The organism is Streptomyces sp. NPDC000594 (assembly GCF_040299965.1).
Taxonomy (GTDB): domain Bacteria; phylum Actinomycetota; class Actinomycetes; order Streptomycetales; family Streptomycetaceae; genus Streptomyces.
The window spans coordinates 164,677-184,302 of the sequence record NZ_JBEPCY010000002.1 but is presented as its reverse complement, the minus strand read 5'-3'; the positions used below and the strand labels follow the sequence as shown (position 1 = coordinate 184,302).

General features: G+C 73.1%; 12 protein-coding genes. 3 read left to right on the top strand and 9 right to left on the bottom strand.

From position 1 onward, the window contains the following. Positions 1 to 175: 175 nt before the first annotated feature. The 6 genes from recD2 to ABT354_RS03525 all read right to left on the bottom strand — a co-directional run bounded on the left by recD2 (position 176) and on the right by ABT354_RS03525 (position 7,535). Positions 176 to 2,383: an SF1B family DNA helicase RecD2 gene (gene recD2, locus ABT354_RS03550; protein WP_351488425.1), complete on the bottom strand. Its 2,208-nt coding sequence runs from the start codon at positions 2,381 to 2,383 to the stop codon at positions 176 to 178. 350 nt (positions 2,384 to 2,733) lie between these two features. Continuing rightward, positions 2,734 to 3,540 carry a hypothetical protein gene (locus ABT354_RS03545; protein ID WP_351488422.1) on the bottom strand — a complete coding sequence of 269 codons (807 nt, stop codon included), beginning with the start codon at positions 3,538 to 3,540 and terminating at the stop codon, positions 2,734 to 2,736. Then, positions 3,537 to 4,037, bottom strand: a complete 501-nt coding sequence (locus ABT354_RS03540) for a SigE family RNA polymerase sigma factor (RefSeq protein WP_502983325.1) — start codon at positions 4,035 to 4,037, stop codon at positions 3,537 to 3,539. Before ABT354_RS03540 ends, ABT354_RS03545 begins: the two co-directional genes overlap by 4 nt. Positions 4,038 to 4,327: 290 nt before the next feature. Next, the gene (locus tag ABT354_RS03535) at positions 4,328 to 5,194 is read right to left on the bottom strand and encodes a sugar phosphate isomerase/epimerase family protein (protein ID WP_502983308.1); all 867 of its coding nucleotides are present in this window, start codon (positions 5,192 to 5,194) and stop codon (positions 4,328 to 4,330) included. Continuing rightward, entirely contained in the window at positions 5,191 to 6,378 is a 1,188-nt protein-coding gene (locus tag ABT354_RS03530) for a dihydrodipicolinate synthase family protein (protein WP_351488417.1), read from the bottom strand. The genes ABT354_RS03535 and ABT354_RS03530 overlap by 4 nt, the downstream gene beginning before the upstream one ends. After that, complete coding sequence (locus ABT354_RS03525) at positions 6,375 to 7,535, bottom strand: Gfo/Idh/MocA family protein (RefSeq protein ID WP_351488414.1); 1,161 nt, start codon at positions 7,533 to 7,535, stop codon at positions 6,375 to 6,377. The genes ABT354_RS03530 and ABT354_RS03525 overlap by 4 nt, the downstream gene beginning before the upstream one ends. Before the next feature lie 627 nt (positions 7,536 to 8,162). Between ABT354_RS03525 and ABT354_RS03520 the strand changes: the two genes are divergently transcribed. The 3 genes from ABT354_RS03520 (at position 8,163) to ABT354_RS03510 (ending at position 13,221) form a co-directional block, all read left to right on the top strand. Beyond that, entirely contained in the window at positions 8,163 to 9,293 is a 1,131-nt protein-coding gene (locus ABT354_RS03520; RefSeq protein WP_351488412.1) for a LacI family DNA-binding transcriptional regulator, read from the top strand. A gap of 483 nt (positions 9,294 to 9,776) precedes the next feature. Next, positions 9,777 to 10,712 (top strand): sugar phosphate isomerase/epimerase family protein, encoded by a 936-nt coding sequence (locus tag ABT354_RS03515; protein WP_351488409.1) that lies wholly within the window; start codon positions 9,777 to 9,779, stop codon positions 10,710 to 10,712. A 664-nt stretch (positions 10,713 to 11,376) separates the two neighbouring features. Next, a complete protein-coding gene (locus tag ABT354_RS03510; RefSeq protein WP_351488407.1) occupies positions 11,377 to 13,221 on the top strand; it encodes a glycoside hydrolase family 3 protein in 1,845 nt (614 codons plus the stop codon). A gap of 130 nt (positions 13,222 to 13,351) precedes the next feature. Here the strand turns inward: ABT354_RS03510 and ABT354_RS03505 are convergent, their stop codons facing one another. The 3 genes from ABT354_RS03505 to ABT354_RS03495 all read right to left on the bottom strand — a co-directional run bounded on the left by ABT354_RS03505 (position 13,352) and on the right by ABT354_RS03495 (position 19,476). Further along, a complete protein-coding gene (locus ABT354_RS03505) occupies positions 13,352 to 14,809 on the bottom strand; it encodes a S28 family serine protease (protein ID WP_351488405.1) in 1,458 nt (485 codons plus the stop codon). Between the two features lie 125 nt (positions 14,810 to 14,934). Beyond that, on the bottom strand, positions 14,935 to 15,426 hold the full coding sequence (locus ABT354_RS03500) for a hypothetical protein (RefSeq protein ID WP_351488402.1): 492 nt from the start codon (positions 15,424 to 15,426) through the stop codon (positions 14,935 to 14,937). Positions 15,427 to 15,624: 198 nt separating this feature from the next. Further along, entirely contained in the window at positions 15,625 to 19,476 is a 3,852-nt protein-coding gene (locus ABT354_RS03495; protein WP_351488399.1) for an ABC transporter ATP-binding protein, read from the bottom strand. Positions 19,477 to 19,626 lie beyond the last annotated feature (150 nt).

The window sequence follows — 19,626 nt, the reverse complement described above, 5'->3', positions numbered from 1 at the left end:
ACCATCCCCCATTTGGCCCAGCAGAGTGCACTCGGGGTCGACCGTTGGGCCTATTGGCGGCACTGAGTGCCGCCAACCTGCTCATCCTGCCCCGTTCGCCCTGATTCCGGAAGCCCAGGTGGCGTTTCCCACCCCGGCACCCGGGGGCTTCCCCCGCCCGGCGCAGCCCTCCGGCTCAGCCTCCGGAGAGCCGGTGATCGAGGGCGGTAAAGCGTCTGCCTGCGGAAACCGTCCGTACCGCCTGCCCGATCGCCTTGCGGGAACCGACCAGCACGACCAGCTTCCTGGCACGTGTGACAGCGGTGTAGAGGAGGTTCCGCTGGAGCATCATCCAGGCCCCGGTGGTGACCGGGATCACCACGGCGGGATACTCGCTGCCCTGGGAGCGGTGGATGGTCACCGCGTAGGCATGGGCCAGTTCGTCCAGTTCGTCGAAATCGTAGGGGACCTCCTCGTCCTCGTCGGTGCGCACGGTCAGCCGCTGTTCCTCCAGATGAAGGGCGGTGACCACGCCCACGGTCCCGTTGAAGACGCCGTTGGCCCCCTTCTCGTAGTTGTTGCGGACCTGGGTGACCTTGTCGCCGACCCGGAAAATCCGTCCGCCGAAGCGCTTCTCGGCCACATCGGGGCGGGCGGGTGTCATCGCCTGCTGGAGCAGGCCATTGAGGACGCCCGCGCCCGCAGGACCCCGGTGCATAGGGGCCAGAACCTGAACATCCCGTCGGGGATCGAGACCGAATTTGGCCGGGATCCTACGGGCCGCCACCTCCACGGTGAGCCGTCCCGCGTCCTCCGACTCCTCCTCGGCGAAGAGGAAGAAGTCCGGCAGGCCCGAGGTGAGGGGCGGCACACCCGAGTTGATCCGGTGGGCGTTGGTCACCACACCGGACTCCTGGGCCTGCCGGAAGATCCGGGTGAGCCGCACCCGGGGGACCGGGCCGCCCTCCGCGAGCAGATCCCGCAGCACCTCCCCCGCCCCCACACTGGGCAGCTGGTCCACATCCCCGACCAGCAGCAGATGCGCCCCCGGGGCGACCGCCTTGACCAGCTTGTTGGCGAGGAGCAGATCCAGCATGGACGCCTCGTCGACCACCACCAGATCCGCGTCCAGCGGGCGGTCCCGGTCGAAGGCGGCGTCACCGCCGGGCTTCAGCTCCAGCAGCCGGTGGACCGTGGACGCCTCGGCCCCGGTCAGCTCCGACAGCCGCTTGGCCGCCCGCCCGGTGGGCGCGGCGAGCACCACCTTCGCCCGCTTGGCCCGCGCCAGCTCCACCACCGAGCGGACGGTGAAGGACTTCCCGCAGCCCGGTCCCCCGGTGAGCACGGCGACCCTGCTGGTGAGCGCGAGCCGGACGGCCGCCTCCTGCTCGGGGGCCAGCTCCGCCCCGGTGCGGGTGGCCAGCCACTTCAGCGCCCGGTCCCAGTCCACGTCCTGGAAGGCGGGCATCCGGTCGTCCTCGGCGTGCAGCAGCCGGCGGAGCTGGCCCGAGAGCGACAGCTCGGCGCGGTGGAAGGGGACCAGATAGACCGCCGTCACCGGCTCCCCGCCGTCCGGCGCGGGCACCGGCTCGCGGACCACGCCCTCCTCCTCGGCCGCCAGCTCGCCCAGACAGTCGATGACCAGACCGGTGTCGACCTGGAGCAGCTTCACGGCGTCCGCGATCAGCCGCTCCTCCGGGAGGAAACAGTGGCCCTGGTCGGTGGATTGGGAGAGGGCGTACTGGAGACCGGCCTTGACCCGCTCCGGGCTGTCGTGGGGGATGCCGACGGCCTGGGCGATGCGGTCGGCGGTGAGGAAGCCGATGCCCCAGACATCGGCGGCGAGCCGGTAGGGCTGGTGCCGCACCACGGAGATCGAGGCGTCCGCGTACTTCTTGTAGATGCGCACGGCGATGGAGGTGGAGACCCCGACGCCCTGGAGGAAGACCATGACCTCCTTGATGGCCTTCTGCTCCTCCCAGGCGTCACCGATCAGCCGGGTCCGCTTGGGGCCGAGGCCGGGGACCTCGATCAGCCGCTCGGGGCGCTCCTCGATGACATCGAGGGTCTCCACGCCGAAGTGGTCCACGATCCGCTCGGCGATCCTCGGTCCGATGCCCTTGATCAGGCCGGAGCCGAGATAGCGGCGGATGCCCTGGACGGTGGCGGGCAGGACGGTGGTGTAGTTCTCCACGGTGAACTGCTTGCCGTACTGCGCGTGGGAGCCCCAGCGGCCCTCCATCCGCAGCGACTCGCCCACCTGCGCGCCGAGCAGCGAGCCGACCACCGTGAGGAGATCGCCGGAGCCCCGGCCGGTGTCGACCCGCGCCACCGTCCAGCCGTTCTCCTCATTGGCGTAGGTGATGCGCTCCAGAACGCCTTCGAGCACTGCCAGATTGGACATGCCCCGACGCTACCGCCGCGCTCGGACACTCGGGGCGGCCTGTGGATAACTCCGGCCCCGCGCAGCTCGGAGCGGGTGCGCGACGGCCGTACGGCAGGCACCGGACAGGTACGCGACGGCTGCGGGACGAGAGCGGGAAAAGGGGCGGGAGCGGGAAAAGGGGCGGGAGCGGGGCACTGGGCCCGGACGCTCGGTCCGGGCCCCGCCTTCCCCCCGCAGGTCTCCCCGGTCCCCCCGAACCGTTTCCCCCGGGATCCCTGCCGTCGTTGAGGACTCCGCCGGCGCGGCCGTGGTTGCGCCCGGAGCCCATTCTTTACGTTCCGCGCGAGCCCGGCCCGGCCCGCCGGGTCCTACGGGATCTCCCCCGTACCGGGAACGAGCTGCTCCTGCTGGATCAGGGGCTTCGCACCCGCCCCGTAGACCGATACCTCCATCGGGGACGGCCCCTTGAGCGGAATCGCGAGGGCGTAGAAGATCCCCCATCCCCGATAGGCACCGCGCAGCCGCACGACGGTGGCGCGATGGGACTCGGCGCCGTACCGGACGACGATCCGCCGGGGCGGTTCGGTGGTCCGGAAGGCCCCGCTGATCAGCCCCGACTTCGTGCAGAAGGCGAGCGTCACGCTCTCCCCGGCGACGCACTTGGTGCACCGGGTGCTGTTGCCGTCCGTCTGCTCGACGGAGTAGTTGGCGTCCTCCCCCGCCCCCAGCCGCACCTCGATCCCCGGACCGGGGCGGATCGTCTCACCGGGGCGCACCAGCACGGTTCCCGGGGCGGCGCCGCTCTCCTCCACGGCCGCGACGGAGGGTTCGACGGCGTGCAGCGGGGTCACCCTGCTCCCGCCGCCGGTGTCCCGCCCTTTCATCCACCCCGGCCAGGCCACCCCCGTGAGCACCCCGAGGACCAGACAGACCGCCACCGAGACCGCCACCGAACCGCCCCGCCGGGCCCGGGCGGCGCGGGCCTCCCGGCCCAGCCGGACCACCCGCAGCACCGGCGCGGGCGCCCGCGGGAAGGCCGCCGCCTCCCGCAACAGGGCTGCCCTCAGGGCGGCCTCCGGGTCCACCAGGAGACGCGCCCCGGAGATCGGTGTGCCGTTGATCCGGCCTCCTCCGGCCCGCCTGGTACCTCCCGGTTCGTCCTCGCCGCCGGTCATGAGCGGGCCTCCTCGACCCTCGGCCCGACCCCCGTACGGGCCCGGTCGGGAAGGCCCGCCCACTCCTCCAGGACCCCGGGCTGCTCCCGGAGCCGGTAGAGGGCGCGTGCGGCGTGGCTGCGGACCGTACCGACATGGGTGCCCAGGATCCTGGCCACCTCGGTCTCGCTGCGGTCCTCCAGATAGCGGAGCACGATCACCGCTCGCTGACGGGCGGGCAGCAGTGACAGCGCCTCGGCCAGCGCCCCGGCCTCCGCGATGCCGTCCGCGCGCTCCGGAGCGGCCGTCTCCGGGAACCGGGTGGTGAGCCACTCGCGCACCCGGTTCAGCCGGACCCGGTCCCTATTGGTGTTGATCATGATGCGCCAGACATAGGCGTCGAGTTCCTCGGCACGGCGCACCCGTTCCCATTTCACATAGGTCTTGACCAGCGCCGATTGCACCAGGTCCTCCGCATCGTGATGGTTCCCCGTCAAGAGGCGGGCGGTCCGTAGCATCCGTGGCCATCGGCTCGCCACAAAAGCCCGGAACTCCGCCTCCGTGCTCGAATTCACCGTCCGGTCCTCCCCGTCGGGGGCCGCAAATCCGCCGGACGGGCCCACGCGCCACGCGCCCGGAGCCCGCGCCGTGTGAACCCGTACACCCCTCAGACGGTCGCGGACCCCCGCGGCTATGTCATACGCGGCGAGAAATTTCCCCGCCGCCGGTACGGGTGGTGCGCGGGCGGCTCCCGGGACGGGTCACAGCACCCGCGCCGAGCGGGCCGGCCCCGTACCCGCCCTGCTGGTCACAGCACATGGGCGTGGAAGCGGGCGACCGTCTCCCGCAGCACCTCGAACCCGTCCCGGACCCAGAGCCCGTCGTTGAACAGCTCCACCTCGATGGGCCCGGTATATCCGGCCGCGTCCATCAGCCGTCTCCAGTAACGGAATTCCACCGAGCCGTCGCCGAGCTGGCCGCGCCCGTCGAGAACCCCCCGGGGCAGCGGAGTGACCCAGTCCGCCAGTTGGAAGGCGGCCAGCCGCCCGGCCGCACCGGCGGCGGCGAGCGCGGCGGGGGCGGTGTCGTCCCACCAGACGTGGTACGTGTCCACGACCACACCCACCCGCTCCGCCGGGAATCTCCCGGCCAGCTCCAGCGCCTGGCCGAGGGTGGAGACCACACAGCGGTCGGCGGCGTACATCGGGTGCAGCGGCTCGACGGCCAGCCGCACCGCCCGTTCGGCGGCGTACGGGACGAGTTCGCCGATCGCGTCGGCGATCCGCTCCCGCGCCCCGGCCGGGTCGCGGTCGCCCGGCGGGAGCCCGCCGCAGACCAGGACCAGGGTGTCGGTGCCCACCCCGGCGGCCTCGTCCAGCGCGGCGCGGTTGTCGTCCAGCGCGCGGCGGCGCCCGGCCCGGTCGCCCGCGGTGAGGAAGCCGCCCCGGCAGAGGCTGGTGACGGCGATCCCGGCGTCCCGAAGGAGAGCGCCCGCCGCGGCCACCCCGTACGCGCGGACGGGTTCGCGCCAGAGCCCGACCCCGGTGACCCCGAGCCGGCGGCAGCCGTCCGCCAGCTCCGGCAGGGAAAGTTGGCGGACCGTCATCTGATTGACACTGAGCCGCTCCCGTCCGGCGGCCGGGGGCCGGACCGCCCCGGCGGACGGGGGCGTCACGCGTCCACCCCGTACACCGTGAGCAGGGCCCGCATCCGGGCCTGGGCCAGCTCCGGATCGGGGAGGAGCCCCAGCCCGTCCGCGAGGGTGTAGGCACGGGCGAGATGGGGCAGGGAGCGCGCCGACTGGAGACCGCCGACCAGGGTGAAGTGCCGCTGATGGCCGGCGAGCCAGGCCAGCAGCACCACACCCGTCTTGTAGTAGCGGGTCGGCGGGGCGAAGAGATGGCGGGCGAGCGGCACCGTGGGATCCAGCCGCTCCCGGAACCCGGCGGTGTCACCCGCGTCCAGGGCGCGCAGGGCGTCCGCCGCCACCGGCGCCAGCGGGTCCAGCACCCCCAGCAGGGCATGGCTGAAACCCTCGCTGTCCCCCGCGATCAGTTCGGGGTAGTGGAAGTCGTCGCCCGTGTAGCAGCGGACCCCCGCCGGGAGCCGGCGCCGCACCTCCCGCTCCCGCTCCGCGTCCAGCAGGGAGATCTTGACGCCGTCGACCCGTCCGGGATGCGCGGCGATCAGTTCCAGCAGGGTGTCGGTGGCCCGGTCCGGGTCGGCACTGCCCCAGTAGCCCTGGAGCGCGGGATCGAACATCGGGCCGAGCCAGTGCAGCACCACCGGGGTGGCCGACTGCCGCAGCAGCTCACCGTAGACGGCGAGATAGTCCTCCGGGCCCCGGGCCGCCGCCGCCAGCGCCCGGGAGGCCATCAGCACCGGCCGCGCGCCCGCCTCCTCGACCAGGGCGAGCTGTTCGGCGTAGGCGCGGCGGACCGCGTCCAGGGCGTGTCGCCCCCGGCGGGCCGGGTCCGGTGCACGGCGGGCGGGCGGGTCCGGGAGCTGATCGGTGCCGACCCCGCAGACCAGCTCCCCGCCCACCGCCTTCGCCTCGGCGGCGCTGCGCCGGATCAGTTCGGCGGCCGTGGGCCAGTCCAGGCCCATACCGCGCTGGGCGGTGTCCATCGCCTCCGCGACCCCCAGCCCGTACGACCACAGATGGCGGCGGAAGGCGAGGGTGGCCTCCCAGTCCACGGCGGGCGGCCCGGCGGGGTCGGCGCGGGGGTCGGCCACCACATGCGCCGCCGCGAGGACGGTACGGGAGACGGGCGGCGGCCCCGGGGGGAAGACCCGGGGCGCGGGGTTCGGGGTGTGGGCGCGCAGGGTCCCGTCGGACGCGGGCAGCAGCAGGGTCATGGCGCCAGCTCCGGCACCGCGATCCGGCGGCCCTCCCGGGAGGAGCGCAGCCCGAGTTCGGCGAGCTGCACCCCGCGCGCGCCCGCCCGCAGATCCCAGGGGTAGGGGCCGCCGAGGGCGACATGGCGCAGGAACAGCTCCCACTGGGCCTTGAAGCCGTTGTCGAACTCCTGGTTGTCGGGGATCTCCTGCCACTGTTCGCGGAAGGGTTCGCCGGTGGGCAGATCCGGGTTCCAGACCGGCCGGGGGGTGGCCGCGCGGTGCTGGGCCCGGCAGCGGCGCAGTCCGGCGACGGCCGAGCCCTGGACGCCGTCGACCTGGAACTCGACGAGTTCGTCGCGCATCACCCGTACCGCCCAGGAGGAGTTGATCTGGGCCACCGCGCCGCCCCGGAGCTGGAAGACGGCGTAGGCGGCGTCGTCGGCGGTGGCGGTGTACGGGGCGCCGCGCTCGTCCCAGCGGTCCGGGAGATGGGTGGCGGTCTGCGCGTACACACTGGTGACCCCGCCGAAGAGATCGTGGAGGACGTACTCCCAGTGCGGGAACATGTCGACGGCGATCCCGCCGCCGTCGGCGGTGCGGTAGTTCCAGGAGGGGCGCTGGGCGGCCTGCCAGTCGCCCTCGAAGACCCAGTAGCCGAACTCGCCGCGCACGGAGAGGATCCGGCCGAAGAAGCCGCCGTCGATCAGGCGTTTCAGTTTGCGCAGCCCCGGGAGGAAGAGCTTGTCCTGGACGACGCCGTGGCACACCCCGGCGGTCTCGGCGAGCCGGGCGAGTTCCAGGGCACCGGCGAGGTCCGGGGCGGTCGGCTTCTCGACATAGACATGTTTCCCGGCGGCGATGGCCCGGCGGACCGCGTCGGGGCGGGCGGAGGTGATCTGGGCGTCGAAGTAGATGTCGACGGCGTCCTCCCCGCCGGCGGCGAGCAGCGCGTCGAGGTCGGTGGTCCAGTGGGCGAGGCCATGGCGTTCGGCGATGGCGCGCAGCGCGTCGGGGCGGCGGCCCACCAGCACCGGCTCGGGCCAGAGCGTGTCGCCGCCGCCGAGGTCGAGTCCGCCGCTCTCGCGCAGGGCGAGGAGGGACCGGACCAGATGCTGGCGGTACCCCATGCGGCCGGTGACGCCGTTCATGGCGATCCGCACGGTTCTGCGGGTCATGACCTGTCCTTTCTGCGACGGCGGCACCCGGGGCGTCCGGGCCGCTGCGGTACGGGGGGCGGCGCGGGCCGGTGGCCGCCGGGTGCGGCGGGAGCGTGGCGGACGTATCCGCCGCGGATACGGGACGGGGCGCGCGTCTGCGGCGGATACGGGACGGGTGGTGCGCGGGGGGCGACCGTGCCGGGGAACCGCCCTGTCGTCCCTGGCCCGGCCCAGGGCGGGCCGCCGGACGGCGGGGCATGGGTGGACGGATGTACGGGGGTACGGGAGAGGGGGGCCGGGGCGCCGGGCACCCGGGGCGCCTAGGGAGTTTCTTTCGGATCAGGCTGGATCAGGGAGCGGGGTCTGGTGACGTGCATCGCAAGGCGGAGGATTGAGCCACTGCGGAGCATTGGTGATTGACGACAACGCCGCGAGGTGCGGTGCCAGGGCACGCGAGCCCAGCAAGACCCGAAAGAGACGACCTACGGGGCTTACCGCGGTGCCGGGACGGAGGGTGCCGGAACGGACCGTGCCGGAGCGGGGCATGTCGGGGCAGGGCGATAGCAAGCGCTTTCTACGAGAGGAGACGCTAGCCTGCCGACAGCGGCGCGGACAAGACCCCGTCCCTTCTCCCCGGAGGAAGCGATGACAGTCACCCTGGCGGATGTCGCGGCCCGTGCGCGGGTCTCCCCGGCGACCGTCTCCCGCGTGCTGAACGGGAACTATCCCGTCGCCGCCGAGACCCGGGAACGGGTGCTGCGCGCCGTGGACGAGCTGGACTACGTCCTCAACGGACCGGCGAGCGCGCTGGCCGCCGCCACCTCCGATCTGGTCGGCATCCTCGTCAACGACATCGCCGACCCCTTCTTCGGGATCATGGCCGGGGCGGCCCAGACGGAGATCGGCCGGGCGGCCGGGGACGGCGGACCGAACGGCAACGGCCGGGCGGGGGGCGAGAAGCTGGCGGTGGTCTGCAACACCGGCGGCTCCCCCGAGCGCGAACTCACCTATCTCACCCTGCTCCAGCGGCAGCGCGCCTCGGCGGTCGTGATCACCGGGGGCGCGCTGGAGGACCCCGCGCACATCACGGCGATGGCGGCGAAGCTCACCCGGCTCATGGAGGCGGGGACCACGGTGGTGCTCTGCGGGCGCCCGCCGCTGCCCGCCCCGGGCGCCGGGAGCCCGGCCGGCGCGTCGGGCGCGGGCGCCGGGCCCCTGGCCGCCCGGATACCGGCGGCGGTCACCTTCGACAACCGGGGCGGCGGGCGGCTGCTGACGGACCATCTGATCGCCCTCGGCCACCGCCGGATCGGATATCTCGCGGGGCCCGCCGGGCGCACCACCACCCGGCACCGGCTGGAGGGCCACCGGGCGGCGCTGGCCGCCGCGGGGATCACCGGGGACCAGGACCGTGTCACCGTCCATGGCCCCTACACCCGGGACGCGGGCCAGCAGGGGACCCGGGAGCTGCTGCTGCGGGACCCCGGGCTGACCGCCGTGGTCGCGGCCAATGACACGGTGGCGCTGGGGGCGTACGCGGCCCTGCGGGAGCTGGGGCTGCGGATCCCCGAGGACATCGCGGTGGCGGGCTTCGACGATCTGCCGTTCGCCCGGGACATGGGTCCGGCGCTGACGACGGTACGGCTGCCGCTGATCGAGGCGGGGGCGCGGGCCGGGCGGCTGGCCCGGGGCCGGGAGCGGGTGCCGCAGGGGGGCATCGCCATGCTGCCGGCGACCCTGCTGCCGCGCGCCTCGACGGCCCGCCCCCACGACTGAGCCCCTGCCGCGCGCCCGTACACCGCACCCCGCCCCCGTGGGCGCCACCCCGCCCCCGTACGCCGCGCATGTCCGCCCGGACCGCGCGGGCGCTGACGCCCAGGGGTGCGGCCCTGGGCTCGGACGACCGCACCGGCGCACCGGCGCACCGGACCGCTGTCCGGCGTCCCGGGGCATCGCGATACCGCTTCCGCGCGCGGGGCACGGGCCGGAAACCGGAGGCCCGCGACCGTGCCGCGCACCCGGGGCGACGGTTCGGGTACCCCGGGGCCGGATGTCGGCCGGCCCGGGAGGGAGACCGCAGGGCCGGGGCGGTCACCCGCCGTCGTCGTGCCGCCGCCGCGCACCTCGGGCCGGAGCCGCCGCACCCGTGCGCGGACACGACCAGCCCGCGCCCGGTCACACCTCCGGGGCGGAAGGCCAGGTGGCGGCCGGACGGGTGAGCGGGGGCATGGACCGGGAGTGGGCGGGCAGGCGCGTGCCATGAGGTACGCGTTCTCGACACTCGGAGTCCCCGATCTGCCCCCGGCCGAGGTGGCCGCCCTCGCCGCCGACAGCGGCTACCAGGGGGTGGAGCTGAGGTGCGCCCCGGATGAGCCGGTCCACCCCGGTCTCACCCAGCACGATCGCCACAAGGTGGCCGAGGAGTTCGCACGGGCCGGTGTGGAGATCCTCTCCGTCTGCGGCTACACCCGGGTCGCGGCGGCGGACGACGACACCCGGGTGCTGCACGAGATCGGGGAGCTGATCTGGCTGGCCCGGGATCTCGGGGCCTCCTATGTACGGGTCTTCCCCGGCGCCGACCCCGAGGCCGGCGAGGCGGAGATCCCCGGCCCCCGCCCGGTGGGATCGGCCGGCCCGATGGAGACCGGCCCCCTGGAGGCCGCGCTGCCGGAGGAGGGGTCCCCGGACGACGGGCCCGTGGCGGACGAGCCCCGGCCCTTCCCCCGGGGCGCCGACGCCCTCGCCGCCCGCAGGCTCGGCAGGGCGGCCGGGACCGCCGCGAGCGCGGGTGTCCGGCTGCTCCTGGAGACCCATGACTCGCACCGCACCGGTGTCGATGTCTCCCGGGTGCTCGGCCCCGTGGGCCACCGGGGCGCCGGGGCGCTCTGGGACGTGCTCCACCCCTGGCTCGGCGGCGAGGACCCGGCCGTCACCCATGCCGCCCTCGCCCCCTTCCTCGGCTATGTCCAGGTGAAGGATGTGGCCGGACCGGACGATCTCACCCCGCTGCGGCTGGGCGCCGGCGCGGTACCGCTCGCCGCGTGCCTGGCGCCGCTCGCCCCCGGCACCTGGATCAGCTGGGAGTACGAGAAGCGCTGGTATCCCGGGGCGGCGGAACTGCCGGAACTGCTCGTACCGGGGCGGATCCATCTGGAGACCCTGATCGCGGCGGTGGGGGCGGGCGGGCCCGTCTGATCGGATTCCATGTTTCGTTTAATTCCGCCGGGATAACCGGAACAGCCTGATCCCCTTTTCCCTCTCCAGCGGATGATCCCATCACGTGATCGCCGGGCACGATTTCATCACGCGGACATCACGCGGTGCATCACACCGCGCTGACCAGTCATCACGGAATCAGGGGAACCCGGCGCCCGGACTTTCCGTCTAACCGACCGGTTCCGCCGGGTGGGTCCGCGCGCGGCGCCGTCCCGGGTCGTTCGGTGCGTCCCGCCACGGCACCCCTCTCCAGCCGCGCACGGTCGGTGGATCCTCGCCTGCCATCGGTGCGTCACCTCCTGATCGCGCCGGTGGCAGGCGCTTTCCTGTGCCGCGCGCGTTCTCGGCCGGCCGCCCGCGCGCCACCCCGGCCGACGCTCCCACGGGACCCCGCCGAGCCACCCCCGCCGCCCCCTTCCCCACCCATCCCGCCGTACTTCCCGCCGTACTTCCCGTACTTCTCATACGCCCGGGTCGGCCCACCCCTCGTTCACGGACAAACCCCAGCCGTATCGGTGACCTTTTCTTCACCGTGTGCGTTTTTGCTTGCCGGACCATTGACGGGTTAGTTACTTTCCGACTATCCGTATATCTCTGAAAGTTTCCTTCAACTTTCTTTTCGCGAAAGGCCGGAAGGGGAACCATGCTCCACCGGAGAGTCTCCAGACGCACCCTCCTCGCTGCCTCCACCGCCACCGCCGCCCTCTACGCCACCACCACGGCCGCCCCGGCCGGCGCCACCGGGACCGCCGCCCCCGCCGAGTCCACGACCGCCCGCGACCGACGGCTGCGCGGCATCGTCTCGCGTATGACCCTGGAACAGAAGGTCGGACAGGTCTTCTGCACCTGGGTGGCGGGCCATCACGCCACCGAGCCCAGTGACGAGGCCGCCGAGGTCAACCAGCAGCTCCTGGGCGTCCGTACCGGCGCCGAGGCCATCGCCCGCTGGCATCTCGGCGGGGTCATCTACTTCCTCTGGTCGGGGAATCTCGCCGCCCCCCGCCAGATCGCCGAGCTGTCCAACGGCCTCCAGCGCGCCGCCGCCGACACCTCATCCGGACTGCCGCTGCTGATCTCCATCGACCAGGAGCACGGCGCGGTCGTACGGATCGGTGCCCCGGCCACCCAACTCCCCGGCGCGATGGGGCTGGGCGCCTCCGGCTCCGTCCAGGACGCCCGTACCGCGGGCAGGATCGCCGGTACCGAACTGGCCGCGCTGGGCATCCGGCAGAACTACGCGCCCGTCGCCGACGTCAATGTGAACCCGGCCAACCCCGTCATCAACGTCCGCTCCTTCGGCGCCGATCCCCGGGCCGCCGCCCGGCTGGTCGCCGCCCAGGTCCAGGGGTACGAGCGGGCGGGCGTCGCCGCCTGCGCCAAGCACTTCCCCGGCCACGGGGACACCTCCGTGGACAGCCACTACGGCCTGCCGGTCATCAACCACACCCGGGAGGAATGGAGCAGGCTGGACGCCCCGCCGTTCCGCGCCGCCATCGCCGCGGGCGCCGACTCCATCATGACCGCCCATCTCCAGGTCCCCGCCCTGGACCCGTCCGGCGACCCGGCCACGCTCTCCCGCCCCATCATCGACGGGGTGCTGCGCCGGGAACTCGGCTACGACGGTGTGATCGTGACGGACGCCCTGAACATGCAGGGGGTGCTCACCAAGTACGGCGAGGAGCGCGTCCCGGTGCTCGCCCTGAAGGCGGGCGTGGACCAGCTGCTCTACCCCAACAATCTGCCGCTCGCCTGGAACGCGGTCCTGGCCGCGGTGCGCGACGGGGAGATCACCGAGGCCCGTCTCGATGAATCGATCCTTCGGCTGCTGCGGCTGAAGGACCGGCTCGGGCTGCTGCGCCGCCCCTATGTACCGGTCTCGGAGGTCGACCGGGTGGTGGGCGCCCGCCGCCACCGCTCGAAGGCCGACCGGATCGCCGAGAACTCGCTCACCCTGCTGGTCAACCGGGGCGGGGTGCTGCCGCTGAGCCGTCGGCGACAGCGGAAGCTGCTGGTCACCGGGGCGGATCCGATCCTTCCCACCAGCCGTACCGTCAGCTCGGTACCGGTCCTGACCGCCGCCCTCACCGAGCAGGGCTTCACCGCGACCGCGCTGCCCACCGGGCTCTCCCCGGACGGACCGGCGATCGACCGGGCGGTGGCGGCGGCACGGGACCGGGACGCCGTGGTCGTCCTCACCTATGACGTGGGTGCCACCAGCGCCCAGCGGACCCTGGTCCAGCGGCTGGTCGCGACCGGCGTACCGGTGATCCAGCTGGCCGTCCGCAATCCGTACGACATCGCCCGGCTCGACGGGGTCCGTGCCTCGCTCGCCCTCTACTGCTGGGCCGATGTCGAACTGCGCGCGGCGGCACGGGTGATCGCGGGCCGCGCCGAACCCGGGGGTGAGCTGCCCGTACCGGTACAGCGGGCCGACGACCCGGGCCGGGTCCTCTTCCCGGTCGGCCACGGGCTCTCGTACGACGACTGAGCCGCCGCCGTCTCCCGGGCCCGCGCAAGAGACGGGCCCGCCCAGGAGACGGACGTGCCCGCCGCCCTCCGTACGTGGGCAGCGGGCACGGTCCTCTTCCCCGCAGGGGGGACGACAGGAGGGGTGCGGATCAGCCGCGCAGCCCCCGGTCGCGGCGCAGCTCCCGCGCGTCGACCTTGTCCAGCTTGGCGTCGTAGCGGGCCAGCGGCTTGGCCGTGGCCTCGTCCTTGCGGACGGCGGCCGGCTCGACCCCGGCCCAGCGCTGGATCGCGGCGGTGGCCGCGGCGCGCTCCTCGGCCGGCAGACCCGAGATCCGGGCGCCGTGGTTGCCGCCGGGCTGGGTGTAGACGTAGCTGTCACGGCTGCCCCGGCCCAGGCGGAACGGCTCGGCGCTCCACGGGTCGTTGGAGCCGTTGACGAACATCATGCGCTTGGCGTTGTGGCGCACCCAGCTGTCGATGTCGGCCATCGCGAAGGGCTTGAACCGCATGGGGATGTCCCGGGGGACGAAGTTCCGCGGCGGCTGGTAGTCGTACCGGCTCAGCCCCTTGAGGTGGGGCTGCTCGATGTCGGGCGCGCCCAGCTCCGTACCGGCCTGGTAGTAGTACGGGGTGTAGGGCGCGAGGCCCTGGTCGCTGTACGAGCTCCAGCCCGCGATCGACTCGACGGTGTCGAAGAGCTGCTGGTCGGTGAGGTCCTTGGCGACCGGGATGGTGGCGCAGTCGGCCTCCATGCGGTACTGCCAGAAGCCCCAGGTGAAGTCGAGGACCACGGCCTCGAAGGCGCGGTCCAGGGTGCCGATGGTGTCGAAGGTGTACTTGTTCTTGTCCGCGTAGGCGCGGTACAGCTCCTGCATCGGGCCCCGGCGGATCAGGGACTCGCGCTGGACGTTGTTGAGCTTGGTGCGGCACTCCTCGGTGCCGACCCGCTCGAAGAACCGGTCGTACGCCTTGTCCTCGTTGTTCACCACGTCGTTCGGGGCGACGTAGGCGACCACACCGTCCATGTCACGCGGGTAGAAGCGCTCGTAGTAGGTGGCGGTCATGCCGCCCTTGGAGCCGCCGGTGGAGAGCCACTTCTCGCCGTAGATCCTCTTCAGCGCGGTGAAGATCCGGTGCTGGTCGCTGGCGGCCTGCCAGATGTTCAGCTTGGACCAGTCGGCGGGCTGCGGGCGGGACGGCGTGAAGTAGCGGTACTCCATGGATATCTGGTTGCCGTCGACAATGGCCGTCGGCTCGCTGCGGGACGGGGTGGTGCGCAGCCCGTAACCGCTGGTCTGGAAGACCGTGGGACGGTCGGTGTCCTTGTGCAGCACGCTGATCCGCTGCTGGAAGGTGCCCTTCCGCGGGTTCCGGTGGTCGACCGGCTGCTCGTAGTTGAGGACGAAGTACCGGTAGCCGGTGTACGGCTTCTCCTCGATCAGGCTCATGCCCGGTATCGCGAGAAGGCGGTCCTTGATGTCCTGCTGGGGCTGCTCGTTCGACGGACGGGTCTTCGTCCCGTCGACCGCGACGGCCGTGCCGGTGGCGGCGGTCACGGTGCCGATGAGCATCGCGAGCGAGACCACCCCTGTGAGCGCTGTGCGCATGAACCCTCCCCTGGTTCTTCTGGGTCGCGGTGAACCTAGCCGGGGAGGGGCCCGACCCGCCAGACCTGCTTAGCTGTAAATGGCACTGATGCGGGCGACAGAACGGACCTATGCGATCAAGCCAGTCAGCAGAGGATCCAGCCAGAACTCCGGCCGGATCGCGCCACCTTGCCGGAGGCCCGGATACAGCGGTTGTGCGCGCGCACCTTCACCGGTCCCGCCTTGCGGGAGAAGTTCCCCCGGTCGACCTCGGTCCGGCCGCCGCGCGCCTGGAGGGAGACCGACATGAACCGCCGCTCACCCGGGCGGCTGGCGACGGTGACCGCACACGCCTCCTGGGGGGAACGGTGGATCCGCAGCTCCCCGCCGGAGAACCGCAGCACCTTCTTGACCCGCCCGGAGCAGCCGCCCGCGGAGGCCTCGGCGGTGCCCGCTCCGGGGGCGAGCACGGTGAAACCGGTCACGGCCAGCAGGACCGCGAGGGCATACGCCAGCAGCCGGGGCGCGCCCGCCCGGCCTCCGGTCCACGCCCGGCGGCCCCGGCCCCGGCCCGCCGCCGCCACCACCGGACCGCTGTCGCCGGGTGCCGTTCCCGGTCCCCTGTCGCCGATCGCCATGCCCGCTCCCCCTTGTCCATGCTCCGATGAGTCCGGGTCCGGGCCCGGGTGTCCTCCGTACTCGCGTACGACGCCTACGACGCGGTCACCGGTTCAATGGTTGTCGCGCCCGGCACCGCTCACACCGGCGGCGCACGGCCCGCCCCGAGGAGCGGGGCTCACCGGCGGCACAGGGCCCGCCCCGGGGGACGGGGCCGCTCAGCCCACGGCGACGGGCTCGCCGCGCCCCCCGCCGTCCGGATCGACCGGAGCCGCGGGGTCCGTGGGCCGGCCGTCCGACCCGCCGGTGAAGGTGCGCCAGAGCGTGGCGTACCGCCCGTCCCGGGCCAGCAGCTCGGCATGGGTGCCGTCCTCGGCGACCCGGCCGTCCGCCATCACGATCACCCGGTCCGCACGGGCGGCGGTGGTCAGCCGGTGGGCCACCACCAGGGTGGTACGGCGCCCGCTGAGCCGGTCGGTGGCCTGGTTGACCTGGGCCTCCGTGGCCAGATCGAGGGCGGCGGTCGCCTCGTCCAGCAGCAGGATGTCCGGGTCGACCAGCTCGGCACGGGCCAGCGCGATCAGCTGCCGCTGTCCGGCGGAGAGATTCCGGCCCCGCTCGGTCACCTCGTGCAGATAGCCGCCGTCGAGCGTGGCGATCATGTGATGGGCGCCGACCGCGCGGGCCGCCGCCTCCACCTCTGCGTCGCCCGCGCCGGGACGGCCGTAGGCGATGGCGTCCCGTACCGTACCCGGGAAGAGATAGGACTCCTGCGGCACCACCCCGAGGCGGTGCCGGTAGGCGGTCAGATCCAGTCCGCGCAGATCGGCGCCATCGGCGGTGACCCGGCCGCTGGTCGGGTCGTAGAACCGCGCCACCAGTTTGACCAGTGTCGACTTGCCCGCACCGGTCTCCCCGACAAAGGCGACCGTCTGGCCGGCCGGTATCCGCAGCTCGATCCCGGAGAGCGCCGCCGTCTCGTCCCCGTAGGCGAAGTCCACCCCCTCGAAGGCGATGTCGCCCTTGAGCGCGGGGACCCGGGCGGGAGCGGCGGCCGGGAGCGTGGAGGGACGTTCCGCCAGCAGCTCCTGGATCCGCCGTACGGAGACCGCCGCCTGCTGATAGCCGTCGAAGACCTGGGAGAGCTGCTGTACGGGGGCGAAGAACAGCTCGATGTAGAGGAGATAGGCCACCAGCGCACCGGTGGTGAGGGTGCCCGACTCGATCCGCTGGGCGCCGACGATCAGCACCGCGGCGGCGGCACCCGTGGCCAGCAGCTGGACGAAGGGGAAGTAGACCGAGATCAGCCACTGGCCCCGGACCCGCGCCGCGCGGTAGGCGTCGCTGCCCGCGCGGTAGCGCTCCTGCCCGGCCCGCTCCCGGCCGAACGCCTGCACCACCCGCAGCCCGGCGACGGTCTCCTGGAGGTCGGAGTTGACGACGGCGACCCGGTCGCGGGCCAGCTCGTACGCCCGCACGCTCTGCCTGCGGAAGTAGTACGTCCCGATGGCCAGCACCGGCAGGGTGGCGAAGACCACCAGCGCCAGCGAGACATCGATGACCACCAGGGCGACCATGATCCCGAAGAAGGTCACCACCGAGACAAAGGCCGTGACCAGGCCGGTCTGGAGGAAGGTGGAGAGCGCGTCGACATCGGTGGTCATCCGCGTCATGATCCGACCGGTCAGTTCGCGCTCGTAGTAGTCGAGGCCGAGCCGCTGGAGCTGGGCGAAGATCCGCAGCCGTACGGTGTACAGCACCCGCTCACCGGTCCGCCCGGTCACCCGGATCGCACCGGTCTGCGCGAACCACTGGACGACCACGGTGACCAGCGCCAGCGCGGAGGCGGCCCAGACGGCGGCGAGGGCGGCCTGCTCCACCCCCTGGTCGATGCCGTGCCGGATCAGTACGGGCAGCAGCAGCCCCATGCCCGCGTCCACCGCGACCAGCCCCAGGCTGATCAGGAGCGGCAGTCCGAAGCCGCGCAGCAGCAGCCGGAGCCCCCGGCCCTCGCCGTGGGTCTCCTCGGCCCGGGCGGCCCGCTCCTCGTCCACCTCGGGGGTGTCGTCGGCCGGTGGCAGGGCCGCCACCTGGGCGAGCAGCTCGGGCGACGCGTCGGGGACGGCGGGTTCGGCGGGGTCCAGGAGGGTGTTCTCGCGGGTCCAGAGCCGGGGGGTGATACCGCGCTCGGCGTCGAACTCGGCGTCCAGCTCCTCCCGTACGGTCCGGTCCGCTTCGGTACGGACCACGTCGGTACGGTCCGCTTCGTCCACGGCGGCGGGGGGTGCCGGGGTGTGGCCCGGGGAGACACCGCCCAGCTCCTCGGGGTCGGTGAGCAGCCGGCGGTAGAGGGCGGAGCGGGCGACGAGTTCCTCATGGGTGCCGAGGTCGGCGAGGCGCCCGCCGTCGAGGACGGCGATCCGGTCGGCGAGGCCGAGGGTGGAGCGGCGGTGGGCGATCAGCAGGGTGGTACGGCCCCGCATCACCGACCGCAGGGCCTCGTGGATCTCGTGCTCGACCCGGGCGTCGACGGCGGAGGTGGCGTCGTCCAGGAGGAGCAGCCGGGGGTCGGTGAGGATGGCGCGGGCGAGGGCGATCCGCTGGCGCTGGCCGCCGGAGAGGGTCAGGCCCTGTTCGCCGACCTCGGTGTCGTAGCCGTGGGGCAGCTCCGCGATGAATCGATCCGCCTGGGCGGCGCGGGCGGCGTCCTCGATCTCCTCGGGGGTGGCGTCCGGGCGGCCGTAGGCGATGTTGGCGCGGATGGTGTCGGAGAAGAGGAAGCTGTCCTCGGGGACGAGTCCGATGGCGGAGCGGAGCGAGGCGAGGGTCAGCTCGCGGACGTCCTCGCCGCCGACGCGGACGGCGCCCGAGGTCACGTCGTAGAAGCGGGGCAGCAGCAGGGAGACGGTGGACTTGCCGCTGCCGGAGGCGCCGACGACGGCGACGGTCTCGCCCTCGCCGATCGTCAGCGAGAAACCGTCGAGGACCGGGCGTTCGGGGTCGTAGCCGAAGGTGACCCGGTCGAACTCGACGGTGGCCGGGGCGTCGGCGGGCAGCTCCCGGGTGCCGTCGCGCAGGGTGGGCTCGGTGTCGATCAGCTCCAGGACGCGTTCCGCGCCGGCGCGGGCCTGCTGGCCGACGGTGAGCACCAGGGCGAGCATCCGGACCGGGCCGACGAGCTGGGCGAGATAGGCGGAGAAGGCGACAAAGGTGCCCAGGGTGATCTCGCCCCGGGTGGCGAGCCAGCCGCCGACGGCGAGCATGGCGACCTGGCCGATGGCGGGCACGGACTGGAGGGCGGGGGTGTAGCGGGCGTTCAGCCGGATGGTGCGGAGCCGTCCGGCGAAGAGCCTGCGGCCCGCGGTGCGCAGCTTGGCGCTCTCCTGCTCCTCCTGGCCGAAGCCCTTGACCACCCGGACGCCGGAGACGGCGCCGTCGACCACACCGGCGACGGCGGCGGCCTGGCTCTGGGCGTACCAGGTGGCGGGGTGGAGGCGGGTGCGGCTGCGGCGGGCGATCCACCACAGGGCGGGGCCGACGGCGATGGCGATCAGGGTGAGCGGCAGTGAGAGCCAGGCCATGACGGCGAGGGAGACCAGGAAGAGCAGGATGTTCCCGATGGTCATCGGGAGCATGAAGAGCAGGCCCTGGATCAGCTGGAGGTCGCTGGTGGCTCGGCCGACGACCTGTCCGGTGGAGAGTTCGTCCTGGCGCCGTCCGTCGAGCCGGGTGACGGTGTCGTACATGCCCGTGCGCAGATCGTGCTGGACGTCGAGGGCGAGCCGTCCGCCGTAGTAGCGGCGGATGTAGGTCATCGCGTAGACGACCGCGGCGGCGGCTATGAGGAGGCCGGTCCAGACGGTGAGCGAGCGGACCCGGTCACCGATCACATCGTCGATGATCACCTTGGTGATCAGGGGGATGAGGGCCATGACGGCCATGCCGGCCAGGGAGGAGCCGAGGGAGAGCAGCACATTGGCGCGGTAGCGCCAGGCGTACCCCCAGAGCCGCCGCGCCCAGCTCTCCTCCCCGGGCCGTTTCTCCCCTGTCACTGCGCTGGCCGCCGCCACGTGATGCCTCCCGGTCGTGTTGTTCCGCCGGAAGTCACCAACGCGCTGGGCAGCGGATTTCATCCCGCCGCAACAATTCCGCCGGTGTTCGGCCCCGGCCGGTACGGGGCCCCGCGGTGTTCTGCCCCGGGCCCGTACGGGGCCCCGCCG

What these genes read in the sequence shown, in the direction of transcription:
- ABT354_RS03505 (WP_351488405.1), bottom strand. Translation starts at nt 14,809, where the DNA reads ATGCGCACAGCGCTCACAGGGGTGGTCTCGCTCGCGATGCTCATCGGC.
- ABT354_RS03540 (WP_502983325.1), bottom strand. Translation starts at nt 4,037, where the DNA reads ATGCTACGGACCGCCCGCCTCTTGACGGGGAACCATCACGATGCGGAG.
- ABT354_RS03530 (WP_351488417.1), bottom strand. Translation starts at nt 6,378, where the DNA reads ATGACCCTGCTGCTGCCCGCGTCCGACGGGACCCTGCGCGCCCACACC.
- ABT354_RS03510 (WP_351488407.1), top strand. Translation starts at nt 11,377, where the DNA reads ATGCTCCACCGGAGAGTCTCCAGACGCACCCTCCTCGCTGCCTCCACC.
- ABT354_RS03520 (WP_351488412.1), top strand. Translation starts at nt 8,163, where the DNA reads ATGACAGTCACCCTGGCGGATGTCGCGGCCCGTGCGCGGGTCTCCCCG.
- ABT354_RS03500 (WP_351488402.1), bottom strand. Translation starts at nt 15,426, where the DNA reads ATGGCGATCGGCGACAGGGGACCGGGAACGGCACCCGGCGACAGCGGT.
- recD2 (WP_351488425.1), bottom strand. Translation starts at nt 2,383, where the DNA reads ATGTCCAATCTGGCAGTGCTCGAAGGCGTTCTGGAGCGCATCACCTAC.
- ABT354_RS03525 (WP_351488414.1), bottom strand. Translation starts at nt 7,535, where the DNA reads ATGACCCGCAGAACCGTGCGGATCGCCATGAACGGCGTCACCGGCCGC.
- ABT354_RS03515 (WP_351488409.1), top strand. Translation starts at nt 9,777, where the DNA reads ATGAGGTACGCGTTCTCGACACTCGGAGTCCCCGATCTGCCCCCGGCC.
- ABT354_RS03545 (WP_351488422.1), bottom strand. Translation starts at nt 3,540, where the DNA reads ATGACCGGCGGCGAGGACGAACCGGGAGGTACCAGGCGGGCCGGAGGA.